General features: G+C 49.5%; 1 protein-coding gene. It reads right to left on the minus strand.

Features of this window, described 5'->3' with window-relative positions:
* Positions 1 to 142: 142 nt before the first annotated feature.
* Complete coding sequence (locus tag AC5JPT_RS05820; protein ID WP_493857436.1) at positions 143 to 18589, minus strand: Calx-beta domain-containing protein; 18447 nt, start codon at positions 18587 to 18589, stop codon at positions 143 to 145.
* Between the last annotated feature and the right edge of the window lie 42 nt (positions 18590 to 18631).

Here is an 18631-nt window from a genome sequence, read left to right on the forward strand (position 1 = left end):
TGAACAAGCAACTGAGTAAGGAGGGCTAGCCAGTTATTAAAGTATGCTATTTCGTAGACAACACTCAAAAAAACGCCACTGGATTTGATCCAATGGCGTTTTGTAGAAGATAAAAGTCAAACCCCGTACTAGTTGAATAGACCTATATAATAATATTGGTCGTAATATCAGTCTGAATCAACAGATCGTGCGTTCCATTGGTATCCGAGAAGCTATAAACATCGTAGCTAATACCATCCTGCGACACAGTAGTATTTGTATCCGTCCATTCATCGGTCAACGATACGCTATCAGAACTATCACCATTGATAATCAAATCTTTGTTAGTAAGTACCGTATCATTGATAATATCAAGCACATCATTAGTGGATAGATTGGTAAGCGCTTGAGCGCCATTACCTATCAGATTAATGGTTTCAATACTCTCAAACTTAGTTGAATTAAAAGTACCGAAGTCGATTGTCGTTCCTGCTACGTTAATGAGCAAAGTGTCGTCGTCATCACCACCATTGATGAGTAGGTCATCAGCGTCAAACACTATCGTATCATTACCCGCTCCGGCATCAATCGTATCTGCGCCTGCACCGCCGTTAATTGTATCATTGCCAATGCCGCCATTAATTATGTCGTTACCAGCATCGCCATTCAGGACATCGTTACCTGCGCCACCACTGATAGTATCATTACCGATGCCACCGTTAATGGTATCGTTACCGGCATTGCCAGTTAAAGTATCATTGCCAGCATCACCATTAAAAATATCGTTTCCACTACCACCGACAAACAAATCATCGCCTGCGCCACCAGTATATTTAAGCGCAGACGTCTGGTTTACTGAAATTAAAGCATCATCGTCAGGGGTGCCATTGAATACTAAAGTAGGCGCTACATCGATATTAATGGTACCTGGGTCTGTGACAAAAGTATCCCCATTGCCCGTTTCAACTGTTTCTAATGTAATGGTTAAAGGACCAACATAAGATGTCGCCGATTGTACACGCAAATTGTTAATACTTTCATAAGGTACTCCTTCGATAACGTAGGTTTGTATACTGGCATTCCACGTTACGTTCAATGGCGCGCCATCTCTGGTTGTTACCTGTAGTACATCACCATATAGATTGTCACCAGTCACAATGATATTAACGGTTTCACTGCCGTCAATATCTTCCATTGCAGCATTTAAGTTGAGCGTCGTCCACTTACCTTGGAAACCAACTAAGGTAGATGGATTGAATACGATTTCATCGGCCACAGGTGTCACATCTAAGGTCACTACAAGCGGGGTACTGGCCAAACCACTGTCACTGATGACGCTGACTTCAATACCTGAAACCGTGCCACTGACATTCTCAGGCGCTTGAATAAAGATATTATCCATCTCACCTACTTCACCACGATTAATGTTATTTAGCTGACTGGCATTGATTGACCATGAGTTATTGTTATTACCACCTGAGATGCCATTGTTACTGGCTAGAACTGTGTCTCCTGAGGTGTTGATGTAATACACCAGGTAACCATTAGGCACATCGTCTAAAGTGATCGCTGCTGCATCGTCTCCTTCATCTACTGGATTGATCTGATAAGGTATGGCTATGAGTGTATCCTCATCCCCCGTTGCAGTAACCATTAAATCATCATCATCTCTATCCAAAATAGCCAATGCATCTGGTTGTGCAGCAACTGCAATATCGTAACTGTGCTGATATGTCAATGTCACGCTATCATCACCACTGATCTCATCGACTTCATTGTGTGCTGCGTATACATTCACTACTGCCGTGCCATCTTCATTTTCGGCAGGGGTATAATTGACCGTGATCGTGTCAGCAGGGTTGATACCATCGATATCACTGTCTGTATCTGCAACATCAACGACGTAGTAAGTACCAGCAGGAATATCGCCCACTTCACCATCGGCCAACGTGATAGGTACTAGAGGGTTGTTACTACTATCAGTCAGCACACCAGCACCACCATTAACATCGGTCAAACCACTCTCATCGAGTTGTAGATAAAGCCTACCATCAACCAGAGAAACATAGTCTCCATCCGCACTATTGGTTAAGTTTATATTGATGGCGATAGGAGTATCCTCATTAACGGCCAATGCTGTGGTCTGACCATCGTTGTCGAAAGGATCAGTGACTGGTGTTATCTCTACATTAACGTCATCGATTCTCAAATTATCTTCTAAACCTTGGTCGTTCAGCGCAGTGAATTCAACATTAAAACTGAGCTCTTGACCAACATTAGCCTCATTGGTACTAAAGTTTTCAGGTGGTGTCAAAACAACATTACCTAGCGCTTGATTAGGTGTTAGCTCCTCGCTATCTTCAACGCTGATAATCCACTGACCTGCGACTTGCTGCACACTTACGTCTGGATTACTACTGCTCAACACTGTCCCTTCAGGTAGGTCGGTTAGTAAGAAGCTATAAGCACTAACTACATTTGTATCGCTCAACTCAGCATTTACTAAACTAGACAATAAAATAGCAGAATCTTCTGACTGAGGCGTAGGAGTGACATTGAGCGTATCAATCAGATCAACGGGGGCAGGATTACCGCCATTTCCATCTCTTGTTAAGGTAATAGGGAATATACCTACAACCGTCGCTTCACTACCATCGATACCCTCGCCATTGATATCCTGTGTGACACCTACTACAGTGACATTAAAGGTGCCCTCAGGGATATCGTTAGTGTTTGGGTTGCGAGCCAATACCAGTGTATATTCTGGCGCTGAGCCTGTAATGGCCGTATCTGGTACGTCGACATACCAGGTAGTACCCGCTAAGATACCGCCTTGTACAACAATACCATCAGGGACGTCGCGAACCTCTAAACGAGTAAAAGACTCAGTCCCATCTTGGTCAGGGGAGGATATGGCGATAATCGCTGATGCCGTATCATCTGTACCATTATTATTGATGCTGTTGTCTGTCACATCTACGCTTATTGTTGGCATGTCAGTCACTGCTTGGAACGTCACGTTTACATTAGCCGTTCCTGTTGGTGATTGACTGCTAATCGTAGCGTCGTCCTCAAGCAATGCGGTATCTGTATAAGTGTACTCAAAAGGCAATGTGACATTGTCATCGCTATGACGCTTGGTCTCATCGTACCTAATCTCAATCGTTTGATTGGGACCATATGAATACGTTTCACCTGCATTCAGAGGCACTTCGACATCATCGACACGTAGTGATAAGTCTCGATCTATCAGGTCGTCAGCTTTGATTGTTATGGTCTCAAGCGACTCATATCCAATATCGCTATTGCTTGGCACCACTGTATCGTCACTCACAAATGACGCAAGGAAATCGACAGTCGTCCACTCATCTTCAACCGCTAACACTTGCGGGTTGTTGACTACCCCATCAGCAGCATCAGGCGTAATTAATACAGAGACAACCTTAGCGTCATGAGTCGCACTATTGCCGGACACCACTTCCGTCGTCGTTCCTGTAATGGTCAGCTCGATATCACCAGCAAAGTTTTCAGGCGTTGTCAGTTTTGCTGAGCCGTCTTTGAGAGCGTCTAAAGATACAGACCAGCTACGAGTACCTTCACTTTCACTACCGCCTAAGAACACTGCTCCCGTGATGCCAAATCCTATAGGCACGCCTGTCACCTTGTAAGTGACCTGCTCTGCTGCTGGACTACCAGTATCATAAGCGGCAATATTGGCAGTATCAGCAAAGAACGCTGACAACGCTATGCTGTCATTGCCAGCGCCTTCGATACCAACATACGTATAATCTTTGGTGACAGACTGCTCATCGCTATCCACTATCGTTGCGGTCTCAGTTGCTAGGTTGTCGCTGACAATAAGATCTGCTAGGCCAACGACACTAATAGGTAAGTTCAATGTTGCGCTAGAAGCACTGATGTTTCCATCGCTCTCTCTACTGACTGCTGATACTTGGAGATTGGCTTTACCGCTGTAGTTTTCAGCTGGTACAAAGTATAAATCGCTCACTGTATTGGTATAGTCGGCAATGGTCACAGCGCCTCCTGTCGTGTCCAACAAAGTAACTGTCCCGTCATTGTCGACATATAGCTGAGCGCCTAGCGGAATGTCTGTAATAGTGACGTCATAAGATTCTGATCCATCATCGTCACGTGAGCTTGGGCGGATGTTCAAAGGAATACCATCGGTAGGAACAACAACTGCAACTGATGACCCATCACGATTATTGCCACCGCTAATTGCCTGATCCTCTAAACCTGTGGCAGGATCGACTCCTAGCGTAACTTGGTCAGCAACACCTGCAACTGTGAAAGTTAAGTAACTCTCACCACTCGTTACTGGCTCGATACTAGTATCTGTATCTTCATCATAGTCGATAGTCACAGCTTCTACTTTGACTGCTGTCTCAGCAGTAGCCGATACCGAAGTGACTGTATAATCGCTATAGTCTTGCGGCGGGGTCACAGTAACCGTATTCAGATAAGCGGCTGGGATATCGACACCCGTCCCATTATCTGTAAGCGACAAGGTATTACTACCGTTGTTATAGGTAAATACGGCGCCTTCAATGGCAGTAAACACACCATTGTCTCTACTACCAAACGTCAGATGAGCATAAGTCTGCTCAGAATCATTGAGGGCAGTAGTATGGCTTTCTTCTCCAAAATCAACCGTATCATCTTGGTTTGACCAGTTATCGAGTAATCTGAATGTACCGTCAACACCAAGGTCAAATGCAGCGTCTTCTTGCGCTACAGCAGTGTAAGTGTAGTCTGGATTAATGGTTAAGTCAGGCGTACCATCACCATCAATATCACTACCCACAACTTCGGCTACAGGCGTGATGTTAATCGTTTGGGTTAATGTGGTTGTTTCACTGATAGCAACGGCTACATCTCCATCATCATCCAAATCTGCACTGGTTACTTCAAAGTCGATATCAGTATCTGTTGAAGACTGCGCAGGTGGCGTAAGCGACAAGCTACCCAAGTCAGAGGTGTCGGTAATAACAATCACCGTACCGCCACTCGCGCCTACTGTATCGGTGGTACCATCGTTATATGTCCAACCTTCCGGCAAGGTAAATCGAATTGCAGTGATGATTTCGGCAACAGCTGAGCTGCCGTCTTGGTCATCAAGTACTGCAAAATTAAACTCATCAAGTGTGAAGGCTGTATCTTCAGTTGTACTAACATCATTCGCTACTACTTGACCAGCAACAGGTGTCACGGTCAGATTAACGTTAACAGTATCGATTAGCTCAACCGTTTTATTTCTTGGAGATGAGTCAGTATCGTGATCTTGGGTAAATAACGACACGGTAATATTACTCATATCTTGTGAGTTATATTCAGCTGATGTGATGCTAATTTGCGGCTCTGAGCCACCATTGACTCTCAAACTAGTAGATGTCGGTGCGGCAGCATTAACACCAATCAATACCTGACCGTTGGTATCAACAGTATACTCGGTCACCCTACTACTACCAGCAGGTATAAATGAGACAACAGCATCTGGCTGTAATCCGCTAATTACGAAACCATAGGTCTCTAGACTTCCACCTCTACCCACTAAGTCACCAAAATTGGTGGTAATAGGTAAATCAACAGACTCACCTTCATTTACAGTGACCGTTAAGGTATCTCCCGTTACCTCATTCTGGTCATAGCCAAAGGTACTATAGTCAATACTATTATCATCATTAGGGTTATTATTCGCAGCATTATTATCTTCAGTATCCGTCACAGCTTGGACTTCAATATCAATAGTAATGGTACTCTCTGCACCATCAACATCAGAACCATTTACTTGTGCAATATCGCCATTTTCATCCACTTCATATTCGGTCACTGACATCTCAAAAGAGATATCGGTGGCATCGTCGGCAGGTGGCGTTAGTGTCATCGCTTCAAATTCAGCACTGGTCATGGTGATGGTTGGTGTGCCTGCATTATTGATTATTTGGTCATTAGTCAAATAATCACTCAATAGTATGGTGATGTCAGCACCAGTTGATGCATAAGTATTACCCCCGTAGTTTAGGATTGCACCATCTGGTATATCCGCTAAGGTAATCAAACCAATACGTTCAGGGTTGTCAGTAGCATTCCCTATGCCATCTAAATCCGCATCATCACTAATAACAGGTGCTTGCAAACCTAAGCTAGCGGTAGTGTTATCTTCGTCAGTTGATAATGCAATATCATCACCAATATCTGGTGCATCTGATACTGGATTGACGGTGATCGTCAGTGTCTCTGTACCGCTTTCTGGAGTTGCGGCATTAGGACCATTATTGACAGCAATAGTGACCACTGGTACGGTGCCACTAAAGTTTTCAGCAGGATCAAAGATATAGCTTCCATCAGTGTTTATTGTCAGCTCACCAATGATAGAGCCGTCTATAGTGACGCTAGTAGCATCACCTACGTTGAATGTCCCCATCATACCAGCAACGGTATAACTATCGACAGTTAGCTCTGTATTGGCATCAGCATCTGCAGTATCGTTTGCAAAAATACCATTGGCAGCCGCCACTGATAATACTGTATCTTCATCGGTACTATCAGTATCATCTACAAGCGCGATACTATCATCAGTACCTGTAATGGTCACTTCAATGTAGCGAAGCTCACTGGTACTGATTTCGTTACCATTAGCAGCATTGGTGATACCTTCATTATCATTGACTTGTACGGCATAACGAATGGTGATAGTTTCCCCTTCAGGAAGGAAATCAATGACGTCAGCCTCAGCGTTAATACTCCAGCTACCCTCTTCAAAACTGCCTGCATTATTATCTGCTTCAAATATACTTGATAAGGCTGCTTTTTGAACATCTGTTAATGGGTTGGCATTGGTAAAGGTTGTGTTGTTTGAGTCATAGACATAGATGTTTTCTGCCGCGATTTCACTAATCGTCGGCTCATCACTGTCATCAGTATCCGCAAAGCTAAGGGTACCCGTTCGAACGATAGCAGTATCATCAGCCTGCTCGGTTATTGCTGCAGCAGTTTCGATGATGTTGTTACCGTTCGCAACGTTAGTGATGACAGGTCTATCGTTAGTACCATTGATAGTCACAGTCAAAGTGGTCGTACTGGTATCACCATCAGCATCTGTGATGGTGTAATTGAAGGTTTCGGTTAAAGGTTCATCATCGACAGCAAGATATTGTACTGCATCGTTATCAAGATCGTAACTGTAACTGCCATCTGCATTGAGCGAAAGCACACCATAGTCACCTTGTGTACTTCCGCCTACTGTACCCATCACCGTGGTAGATGTAACTGATTCTATCGCTGTGACAGATGTTGCGTCTACCCCTAAACTGTCGGCGACATCTGTTGCTGCTGCACCAGTAGTAATCAGTACATTACCTGATATGCTATCTATTTCTTCGGTAATACTGTTGGCATCTGGATTGGCAGTAGGCGCGGTATCAATGATACGAATATCTAACGTGTCAGATGAAGTCCCACCTGCACTATTGGTGAGATTGACAGTAAACTGGTCTAATACATTGTCACCAGCGGTGTTGTGCATTTCAGCACTGCCATCTTCGGTATATGCATAAGTGAGCGAGCCTGTGGCCGAGTTGTAATCCGTAATAACCAGTTGGCCTTCGCTACCATTTATAATCACAGGATTAGCAGCGGTGGCTGTGGTCACATCGACACTGTTGATAGTCAGCGCTGCGACACTTTGCGGGTTAGTGATATCGATAGCGCCAGTCACATTGTTACCTGTGCCTTCAACCACGCTGTTATCTTGTGGTGTTGTGGCTGCATCTGTATCTTCAATAGTGACGGTTGGCGCTATATCATTGTCAGTAATGGCGGTGGTAACACTTGCTTGCGTGCTATCAATACTGGCATTGAGTGATGGATTAGATAAAGCGATAGTATAGTTCTCAGAATTTTCAAACAGGGTGTCGTCAGTAATAGCAACCGTTACCGTTTTGGTTACCTCCCCTGGTGCAAAAATCAACGTACCTGAGTTTGCACCATAATCAGCCCCAGCAGTGGCTGTACCATTGCTGGTGGCATAATCAACCGTCACAGCCGTTGATGATGGGTTGGTTAAGCTAACGGTATAAGTGACCGTACCAGCATCTTCATTTACTAACGTAGCACCAACAATTGAAACAACAGGCGCATCATCGTTATCAATGATGGTACCAGTCGCTGTGCTTGGTGTGACTTGGTCAGTTGCGCTTGCTGTCAGTGTAATGGTTTCATCTGGCTCATCAACATTGTCATCAACAGTAGATACACGCACGATGATACCATCCGTACTATTAGCGGGAACATCCACACTAAAGGTACCATCTATAGCAACAGTAACCGTGCTAAAGGTGTTGCCACCATCTAAGCTTACTTCGACAGACGTATTCGTGTCTGTGCCAAGTACCGCTGTACCATTCGCTAACGTCAGCGCTACTGTTGTATCAGACTCAGATAGGTTGCTCAAATCAACGGTGAACTCAAGAGTATTCCCCTCAACCACACTGTCTCTAGTGACAATTGCAGTCGGCTTATCACCTGCTTGAGGTGTACCGTCTACCGCATCTTCGTCTAAAATAGTGCCAGTCGCAACAGCACTATCAATGTCTGCATTATCAGCACTAGTGACCACAAAGCTGAGCTGCTCACTGCTCTCAAAGATATCATCATTATTAGTAGTGACAATAATAGTAGGTGCTGTTTGGCTTCCTGCAGGAACTTTGAGCTCAAGTATAGTACTACCATCTAAAACTTCTGCTATGACCGTAGCATCGGTAATAACCACTTGATCACCAGTCGCATTGATATAGATAATCGAAGCAATATCTGCCGCTTCTACGTCACTACTTGGATCAACTGTCACTTGCACTGTAGTGTCAAAATTACTTTCACTATCTTGCTCAACCGTAAAGCTCAAGACATTGTCCACCCCTTCAATCGATTGAGCATCAGTGGCAGCAATGCTAACGCTCGGTTTGTCGCCCTCGTTGACGGTGCCGTCTGCTGCATTTTCATCGAAGATGGTGGCGACATCAGTGGCGGTGCCAATGCTGGCGTTGATCGGATTGCTGATGCTCATGCTTAGGGCTTCTGAGACCTCATAGATGGCATCGTCAGTTGGGCTGATGGTGAACGTTGGCAGGACACTGCTGCCCGCAGGAATGGTCACGCTAACCCCAGCAATGGCGTCCGCCACGCTGATGGTTTGCGTGCCATTGGCATCGGTAAAGGTGATGCTGTCAATGTCGCTGGCATCACTATCGCCAAGCACTAGGCTTGCGGTGACGGTACTGTCTTTGTCCGTTGCGCCCGTTTGGCTGATACTAAAGACGATGCTGTCGTCTGCCCCTTCGGTAGCGCTATCACTCACCGCGGCAATGCTCACCACGGGAATCGCGTCGCCGGCATCGATGATGGTGCCAGTGCCACTGTCATTGCCTATGGTAAGCTCGGTGGTTTCATCGTTCTCAAGGATGGCATCATTTGATGTCGGATAGCTGACGGTAAAGTCGGTCACCCCAGCAGGGACGGTGATGGTGCCATCATTATTGTTGATGACGCCGTTGCTAAAGACGGGGGCGTTGCTAAAGTCGGTGGCCTCGGTGGCGCTATTACCTGCCAAGTCAAAGTCATAGGTGACATCCGCTTCGGTGACGCCATTGACGGTGACTTGGTGAACCAGATTATCCCCTTCTGTGGCGCTGGTATTGCCCACGCTAACGCTCGGTTTGTCGCCCTCGTTGACGGTGCCGTCTGCTGCATTTTCATCGAAGATGGTGGCGACATCAGTGGCGGTGCCAATGCTGGCGTTGATCGGATTGCTGATGCTCATGCTTAGGGCTTCTGAGACCTCATAGATGGCATCGTCAGTTGGGCTGATGGTGAACGTTGGCAGGACACTGCTGCCCGCAGGAATGGTCACGCTAACCCCAGCAATGGCGTCCGCCACGCTGATGGTTTGCGTGCCATTGGCATCGGTAAAGGTGATGCTGTCAATGTCGCTGGCATCACTATCGCCAAGCACTAGGCTTGCGGTGACGGTACTGTCTTTGTCCGTTGCGCCCGTTTGGCTGATACTAAAGACGATGCTGTCGTCTGCCCCTTCGGTAGCGCTATCACTCACCGCGGCAATGCTCACCACGGGAATCGCGTCGCCGGCATCGATGATGGTGCCAGTGCCACTGTCATTGCCTATGGTAAGCTCGGTGGTTTCATCGTTCTCAAGGATGGCATCATTTGATGTCGGATAGCTGACGGTAAAGTCGGTCACCCCAGCAGGGACGGTGATGGTGCCATCATTATTGTTGATGACGCCGTTGCTAAAGACGGGGGCGTTGCTAAAGTCGGTGGCCTCGGTGGCGCTATTACCTGCCAAGTCAAAGTCATAGGTGACATCCGCTTCGGTGACGCCATTGACGGTGACTTGGTGAACCAGATTGTCCCCTTCTGTGGCGCTGGTATTGCCCACGCTAACGCTCGGTTTGTCGCCCTCGTTGACGGTGCCGTCTGCTGCATTTTCATCGAAGATGGTGGCGACATCAGTGGCGGTGCCAATGCTGGCGTTGATCGGATTGCTGATGCTCATGCTTAGGGCTTCTGAGACCTCATAGATGGCATCGTCAGTTGGGCTGATGGTGAACGTTGGCAGGACACTGCTGCCCGCAGGAATGGTCACGCTAACCCCAGCAATGGCGTCCGCCACGCTGATGGTTTGCGTGCCATTGGCATCGGTAAAGGTGATGCTGTCAATGTCGCTGGCATCACTATCGCCAAGCACTAGGCTTGCGGTGACGGTACTGTCTTTGTCCGTTGCGCCCGTTTGGCTGATACTAAAGACGATGCTGTCGTCTGCCCCTTCGGTAGCGCTATCACTCACCGCGGCAATGCTCACCACGGGAATCGCGTCGCCGGCATCGATGATGGTGCCAGTGCCACTGTCATTGCCTATGGTAAGCTCGGTGGTTTCATCGTTCTCAAGGATGGCATCATTTGATGTCGGATAGCTGACGGTAAAGTCGGTCACCCCAGCAGGGACGGTGATGGTGCCATCATTATTGTTGATGACGCCGTTGCTAAAGACGGGGGCGTTGCTAAAGTCGGTGGCCTCGGTGGCGCTATTACCTGCCAAGTCAAAGTCATAGGTGACATCCGCTTCGGTGACGCCATTGACGGTGACTTGGTGAACCAGATTGTCCCCTTCTGTGACGCTGGTATTGCCCACGCTAACGCTCGGTTTGTCGCCCTCGTTGACGGTGCCGTCTGCTGCATTTTCATCGAAGATGGTGGCGACATCAGTGGCGGTGCCAATGCTGGCGTTGATCGGATTGCTGATGCTCATGCTTAGGGCTTCTGAGACCTCATAGATGGCATCGTCAGTTGGGCTGATGGTGAACGTTGGCAGGACACTGCTGCCCGCAGGAATGGTCACGCTAACCCCAGCAATGGCGTCCGCCACGCTGATGGTTTGCGTGCCATTGGCATCGGTAAAGGTGATGCTGTCAATGTCGCTGGCATCACTATCGCCAAGCACTAGGCTTGCGGTGACGGTACTGTCTTTGTCCGTTGCGCCCGTTTGGCTGATACTAAAGACGATGCTGTCGTCTGCCCCTTCGGTAGCGCTATCACTCACCGCGGCAATGCTCACCACGGGAATCGCGTCGCCGGCATCGATGATGGTGCCAGTGCCACTGTCATTGCCTATGGTAAGCTCGGTGGTTTCATCGTTCTCAAGGATGGCATCATTTGATGTCGGATAGCTGACGGTAAAGTCGGTCACCCCAGCAGGGACGGTGATGGTGCCATCATTATTGTTGATGACGCCGTTGCTAAAGACGGGGGCGTTGCTAAAGTCGGTGGCCTCGGTGGCGCTATTACCTGCCAAGTCAAAGTCATAGGTGACATCCGCTTCGGTGACGCCATTGACGGTGACTTGGTGAACCAGATTATCCCCTTCTGTGGCGCTGGTATTGCCCACGCTAACGCTCGGTTTGTCGCCCTCGTTGACGGTGCCGTCTGCTGCATTTTCATCGAAGATGGTGGCGACATCAGTGGCGGTGCCAATGCTGGCGTTGATCGGATTACTGATGCTCATGCTTAGGGCTTCTGAGACCTCATAGATGGCATCGTCAGTTGGGCTGATGGTGAACGTTGGCAGGACACTGCTGCCCGCAGGAATGGTCACGCTAACCCCAGCAATGGCGTCCGCCACGCTGATGGTTTGCGTGCCATTGGCATCGGTAAAGGTGATGCTGTCAATGTCGCTGGCATCACTATCGCCAAGCACTAGGCTTGCGGTGACGGTACTGTCTTTGTCCGTTGCGCCCGTTTGGCTGATACTAAAGACGATGCTGTCGTCTGCCCCTTCGGTAGCGCTATCACTCACCGCGGCAATGCTCACCACGGGAATCGCGTCGCCGGCATCGATGATGGTGCCAGTGCCACTGTCATTGCCTATGGTAAGCTCGGTGGTTTCATCGTTCTCAAGGATGGCATCATTTGATGTCGGATAGCTGACGGTAAAGTCGGTCACCCCAGCAGGGACGGTGATGGTGCCATCATTATTGTTGATGACGCCGTTGCTAAAGACGGGGGCGTTGCTAAAGTCGGTGGCCTCGGTGGCGCTATTACCTGCCAAGTCAAAGTCATAGGTGACATCCGCTTCGGTGACGCCATTGACGGTGACTTGGTGAACCAGATTGTCCCCTTCTGTGACGCTGGTATTGCCCACGCTAACGCTCGGTTTGTCGCCCTCGTTGACGGTGCCGTCTGCTGCATTTTCATCGAAGATGGTGGCGACATCAGTGGCGGTGCCAATGCTGGCGTTGATCGGATTGCTGATGCTCATGCTTAGGGCTTCTGAGACCTCATAGATGGCATCGTCAGTTGGGCTGATGGTGAACGTTGGCAGGACACTGCTGCCCGCAGGAATGGTCACGCTAACCCCAGCAATGGCGTCCGCCACGCTGATGGTTTGCGTGCCATTGGCATCGGTAAAGGTGATGCTGTCAATGTCGCTGGCATCACTATCGCCAAGCACTAGGCTTGCGGTGACGGTACTGTCTTTGTCCGTTGCGCCCGTTTGGCTGATACTAAAGACGATGCTGTCGTCTGCCCCTTCGGTAGCGCTATCACTCACCGCGGCAATGCTCACCACGGGAATCGCGTCGCCGGCATCGATGATGGTGCCAGTGCCACTGTCATTGCCTATGGTAAGCTCGGTGGTTTCATCGTTCTCAAGGATGGCATCATTTGATGTCGGATAGCTGACGGTAAAGTCGGTCACCCCAGCAGGGACGGTGATGGTGCCATCATTATTGTTGATGACGCCGTTGCTAAAGACGGGGGCGTTGCTAAAGTCGGTGGCCTCGGTGGCGCTATTACCTGCCAAGTCAAAGTCATAGGTGACATCCGCTTCGGTGACGCCATTGACGGTGACTTGGTGAACCAGATTATCCCCTTCTGTGGCGCTGGTATTGCCCACGCTAACGCTCGGTTTGTCGCCCTCGTTGACGGTGCCGTCTGCTGCATTTTCATCGAAGATGGTGGCGACATCAGTGGCGGTGCCAATGCTGGCGTTGATCGGATTGCTGATGCTCATGCTTAGGGCTTCTGAGACCTCATAGATGGCATCGTCAGTTGGGCTGATGGTGAACGTTGGCAGGACACTGCTGCCCGCAGGAATGGTCACGCTAACCCCAGCAATGGCGTCCGCCACGCTGATGGTTTGCGTGCCATTGGCATCGGTAAAGGTGATGCTGTCAATGTCGCTGGCATCACTATCGCCAAGCACTAGGCTTGCGGTGACGGTACTGTCTTTGTCCGTTGCGCCCGTTTGGCTGATACTAAAGACGATGCTGTCGTCTGCCCCTTCGGTAGCGCTATCACTCACCGCGGCAATGCTCACCACGGGAATCGCGTCGCCGGCATCGATGATGGTGCCAGTGCCACTGTCATTGCCTATGGTAAGCTCGGTGGTTTCATCGTTCTCAAGGATGGCATCATTTGATGTCGGATAGCTGACGGTAAAGTCGGTCACCCCAGCAGGGACGGTGATGGTGCCATCATTATTGTTGATGACGCCGTTGCTAAAGACGGGGGCGTTGCTAAAGTCGGTGGCCTCGGTGGCGCTATTACCTGCCAAGTCAAAGTCATAGGTGACATCCGCTTCGGTGACGCCATTGACGGTGACTTGGTGAACCAGATTATCCCCTTCTGTGGCGCTGGTATTGCCCACGCTAACGCTCGGTTTGTCGCCCTCGTTGACGGTGCCGTCTGCTGCATTTTCATCGAAGATGGTGGCGACATCAGTGGCGGTGCCAATGCTGGCGTTGATCGGATTGCTGATGCTCATGCTTAGGGCTTCTGAGACCTCATAGATGGCATCGTCAGTTGGGCTGATGGTGAACGTTGGCAGGACACTGCTGCCCGCAGGAATGGTCACGCTAACCCCAGCAATGGCGTCCGCCACGCTGATGGTTTGCGTGCCATTGGCATCGGTAAAGGTGATGCTGTCAATGTCGCTGGCATCACTATCGCCAAGCACTAGGCTTGCGGTGACGGTACTGTCTTTGTCCGTTGCGCCCGTTTGGCTGATACTAAAGACGATGCTGTCGTCTGCCCCTTCGGTAGCGCTATCACTCACCGCGGCAATGCTCACCACGGGAATCGCGTCGCCGGCATCGATGATGGTGCCAGTGCCACTGTCATTGCCTATGGTAAGCTCGGTGGTTTCATCGTTCTCAAGGATGGCATCATTTGATGTCGGATAGCTGACGGTAAAGTCGGTCACCCCAGCAGGGACGGTGATGGTGCCATCATTATTGTTGATGACGCCGTTGCTAAAGACGGGGGCGTTGCTAAAGTCGGTGGCCTCGGTGGCGCTATTACCTGCCAAGTCAAAGTCATAGGTGACATCCGCTTCGGTGACGCCATTGACGGTGACTTGGTGAACCAGATTGTCCCCTTCTGTGGCGCTGGTATTGCCCACGCTAACGCTCGGTTTGTCGCCCTCGTTGACGGTGCCGTCTGCTGCATTTTCATCGAAGATGGTGGCGACATCAGTGGCGGTGCCAATGCTGGCGTTGATCGGATTACTGATGCTCATGCTTAGGGCTTCTGAGACCTCATAGATGGCATCGTCAGTTGGGCTGATGGTGAACGTTGGCAGGACACTGCTGCCCGCAGGAATGGTCACGCTAACCCCAGCAATGGCGTCCGCCACGCTGATGGTTTGCGTGCCATTGGCATCGGTAAAGGTGATGCTGTCAATGTCGCTGGCATCACTATCGCCAAGCACTAGGCTTGCGGTGACGGTACTGTCTTTGTCCGTTGCGCCCGTTTGGCTGATACTAAAGACGATGCTGTCGTCTGCCCCTTCGGTAGCGCTATCACTCACCGCGGCAATGCTCACCACGGGAATCGCGTCGCCGGCATCGATGATGGTGCCAGTGCCACTGTCATTGCCTATGGTAAGCTCGGTGGTTTCATCGTTCTCAAGGATGGCATCATTTGATGTCGGATAGCTGACGGTAAAGTCGGTCACCCCAGCAGGGACGGTGATGGTGCCATCATTATTGTTGATGACGCCGTTGCTAAAGACGGGGGCGTTGCTAAAGTCGGTGGCCTCGGTGGCGCTATTACCTGCCAAGTCAAAGTCATAGGTGACATCCGCTTCGGTGACGCCATTGACGGTGACTTGGTGAACCAGATTATCCCCTTCTGTGGCGCTGGTATTGCCCACGCTAACGCTCGGTTTGTCGCCCTCGTTGACGGTGCCGTCTGCTGCATTTTCATCGAAGATGGTGGCGACATCAGTGGCGGTGCCAATGCTGGCGTTGATCGGATTGCTGATGCTCATGCTTAGGGCTTCTGAGACCTCATAGATGGCATCGTCAGTTGGGCTGATGGTGAACGTTGGCAGGACACTGCTGCCCGCAGGAATGGTCACGCTAACCCCAGCAATGGCGTCCGCCACGCTGATGGTTTGCGTGCCATTGGCATCGGTAAAGGTGATGCTGTCAATGTCGCTGGCATCACTATCGCCAAGCACTAGGCTTGCGGTGACGGTACTGTCTTTGTCCGTTGCGCCCGTTTGGCTGATACTAAAGACGATGCTGTCGTCTGCCCCTTCGGTAGCGCTATCACTCACCGCGGCAATGCTCACCACGGGAATCGCGTCGCCGGCATCGATGATGGTGCCAGTGCCACTGTCATTGCCTATGGTAAGCTCGGTGGTTTCATCGTTCTCAAGGATGGCATCATTTGATGTCGGATAGCTGACGGTAAAGTCGGTCACCCCAGCAGGGACGGTGATGGTGCCATCATTATTGTTGATGACGCCGTTGCTAAAGACGGGGGCGTTGCTAAAGTCGGTGGCCTCGGTGGCGCTATTACCTGCCAAGTCAAAGTCATAGGTGACATCCGCTTCGGTGACGCCATTGACGGTGACTTGGTGAACCAGATTGTCCCCTTCTGTGGCGCTGGTATTGCCCACGCTAACGCTCGGTTTGTCGCCCTCGTTGACGGTGCCGTCTGCTGCATTTTCATCGAAGATGGTGGCGACATCAGTGGCGGTGCCAATGCTGGCGTTGATCGGATTGCTGATGCTCATGCTTAGGGCTTCTGAGACCTCATAGATGGCATCGTCAGTTGGGCTGATGGTGAACGTTGGCAGGACACTGCTGCCCGCAGGAATGGTCACGCTAACCCCAGCAATGGCGTCCGCCACGCTGATGGTTTGCGTGCCATTGGCATCGGTAAAGGTGATGCTGTCAATGTCGCTGGCATCACTATCGCCAAGCACTAGGCTTGCGGTGACGGTACTGTCTTTGTCCGTTGCGCCCGTTTGGCTGATACTAAAGACGATGCTGTCGTCTGCCCCTTCGGTAGCGCTATCACTCACCGCGGCAATGCTCACCACGGGAATCGCGTCGCCGGCATCGATGATGGTGCCAGTGCCACTGTCATTGCCTATGGTAAGCTCGGTGGTTTCATCGTTCTCAAGGATGGCATCATTTGATGTCGGATAGCTGACGGTAAAGTCGGTCACCCCAGCAGGGACGGTGATGGTGCCATCATTATTGTTGATGACGCCGTTGCTAAAGACGGGGGCGTTGCTAAAGTCGGTGGCCTCGGTGGCGCTATTACCTGCCAAGTCAAAGTCATAGGTGACATCCGCTTCGGTGACGCCATTGACGGTGACTTGGTGAACCAGATTGTCCCCTTCTGTGGCGCTGGTATTGCCCACGCTAACGCTCGGTTTGTCGCCCTCGTTGACGGTGCCGTCTGCTGCATTTTCATCGAAGATGGTGGCGACATCAGTGGCGGTGCCAATGCTGGCGTTGATCGGATTGCTGATGCTCATGCTTAGGGCTTCTGAGACCTCATAGATGGCATCGTCGACCACTGTGACATTAATGACTGGTGCCGAGCTCTGTCCTGCTGGTATTCTGACACTCGCTCCATTGATAAGAAAATCTTGGATATCATTTGCATTACTCAGAAATACAGTAACACCATCAATGTCAACATAACTAATAGAAGCAATATCTGCCAATTCGATACTGCTTGTATCACTAATTTTTACGTCAACTAAGGTGTTGAAGTTACTAATTTTGTTTTGTGATACAGCGAAAACTAACCCATTATCAATCCCTTCAATCGCTTGACCATCAGTTGCCACAATGCTGACCACGGGTATATCACTTCCTGTCATCGGATTGTTAGGATCGACTGGTGTACTACCATCAGTCGTACCATCATCATATACAGTCGTTTCTACAGTACTATTGGCAGTATCAATAGTAGCTCTGCCCGTGCTGACACTTGTGATCGCTACTTGAAAGCCTTCTGCTCCTTCATAGACATCATCATTGACAATCGGCACTCCAAAATCAACAGAGGTCTGTCCAGCCGGAATCGTGACTGTTTGCGTGGCTGGCGCACTATAGTCATCACCATCAGCAGATCCAGGTGTGATCGTTATCGTAACTGTAGTATCTGTCTCACTCACTTTATCCAGACTGACTGTGTACAACGCTGTATTCGCATTATCGGCAGCATCTGCTTCGCTTAGGTTCATCACCCCACTAAGGCTCACTATAGAAGCAGGTTCAGCTGACTCATTGTCATCATCACTGCCACTACTAAGGGCTGCTACTAGACCAGCTAAGCCAACTCCTGCTGCTGCAGGTATCCACCAAGGTATCGCAGCCGCCGCTATATATTCAGTGCCACCCAATGCCTGTCCTTCCACATCCCCTGTCTCTAGCTGCGTGACATAGTCGTAAGTCTCACCAGTATCTGGAATATAGTAATAGTACTCACCATCTTCGGCGATTCCGAGCAGTGCACTGTCTGCCTCGTCGTAGAATCCCTCTATTATAAGATCACTATCTTTACCATCCTTCTCGAACGAGACATGCAAATCATTTTTTAGACGCTTGGTAATAATATGATTGGGCGCACGACCGATTGCTGTATCATGAAACTCGTAATTAACCTTGTCCACAGCTTTAATAATAGTAGGCTTTCCATCTTCGGTGACTATTTGTACTTGCGCGACAGTCTGAGTTGCATTGTTAGTTTTTACTATAATCGTGTTCATATTTTTTACCTTCTATTTTTCAATTCAAATAATATAGATTAC

The organism is Psychrobacter sp. H26 (assembly GCF_059073035.1).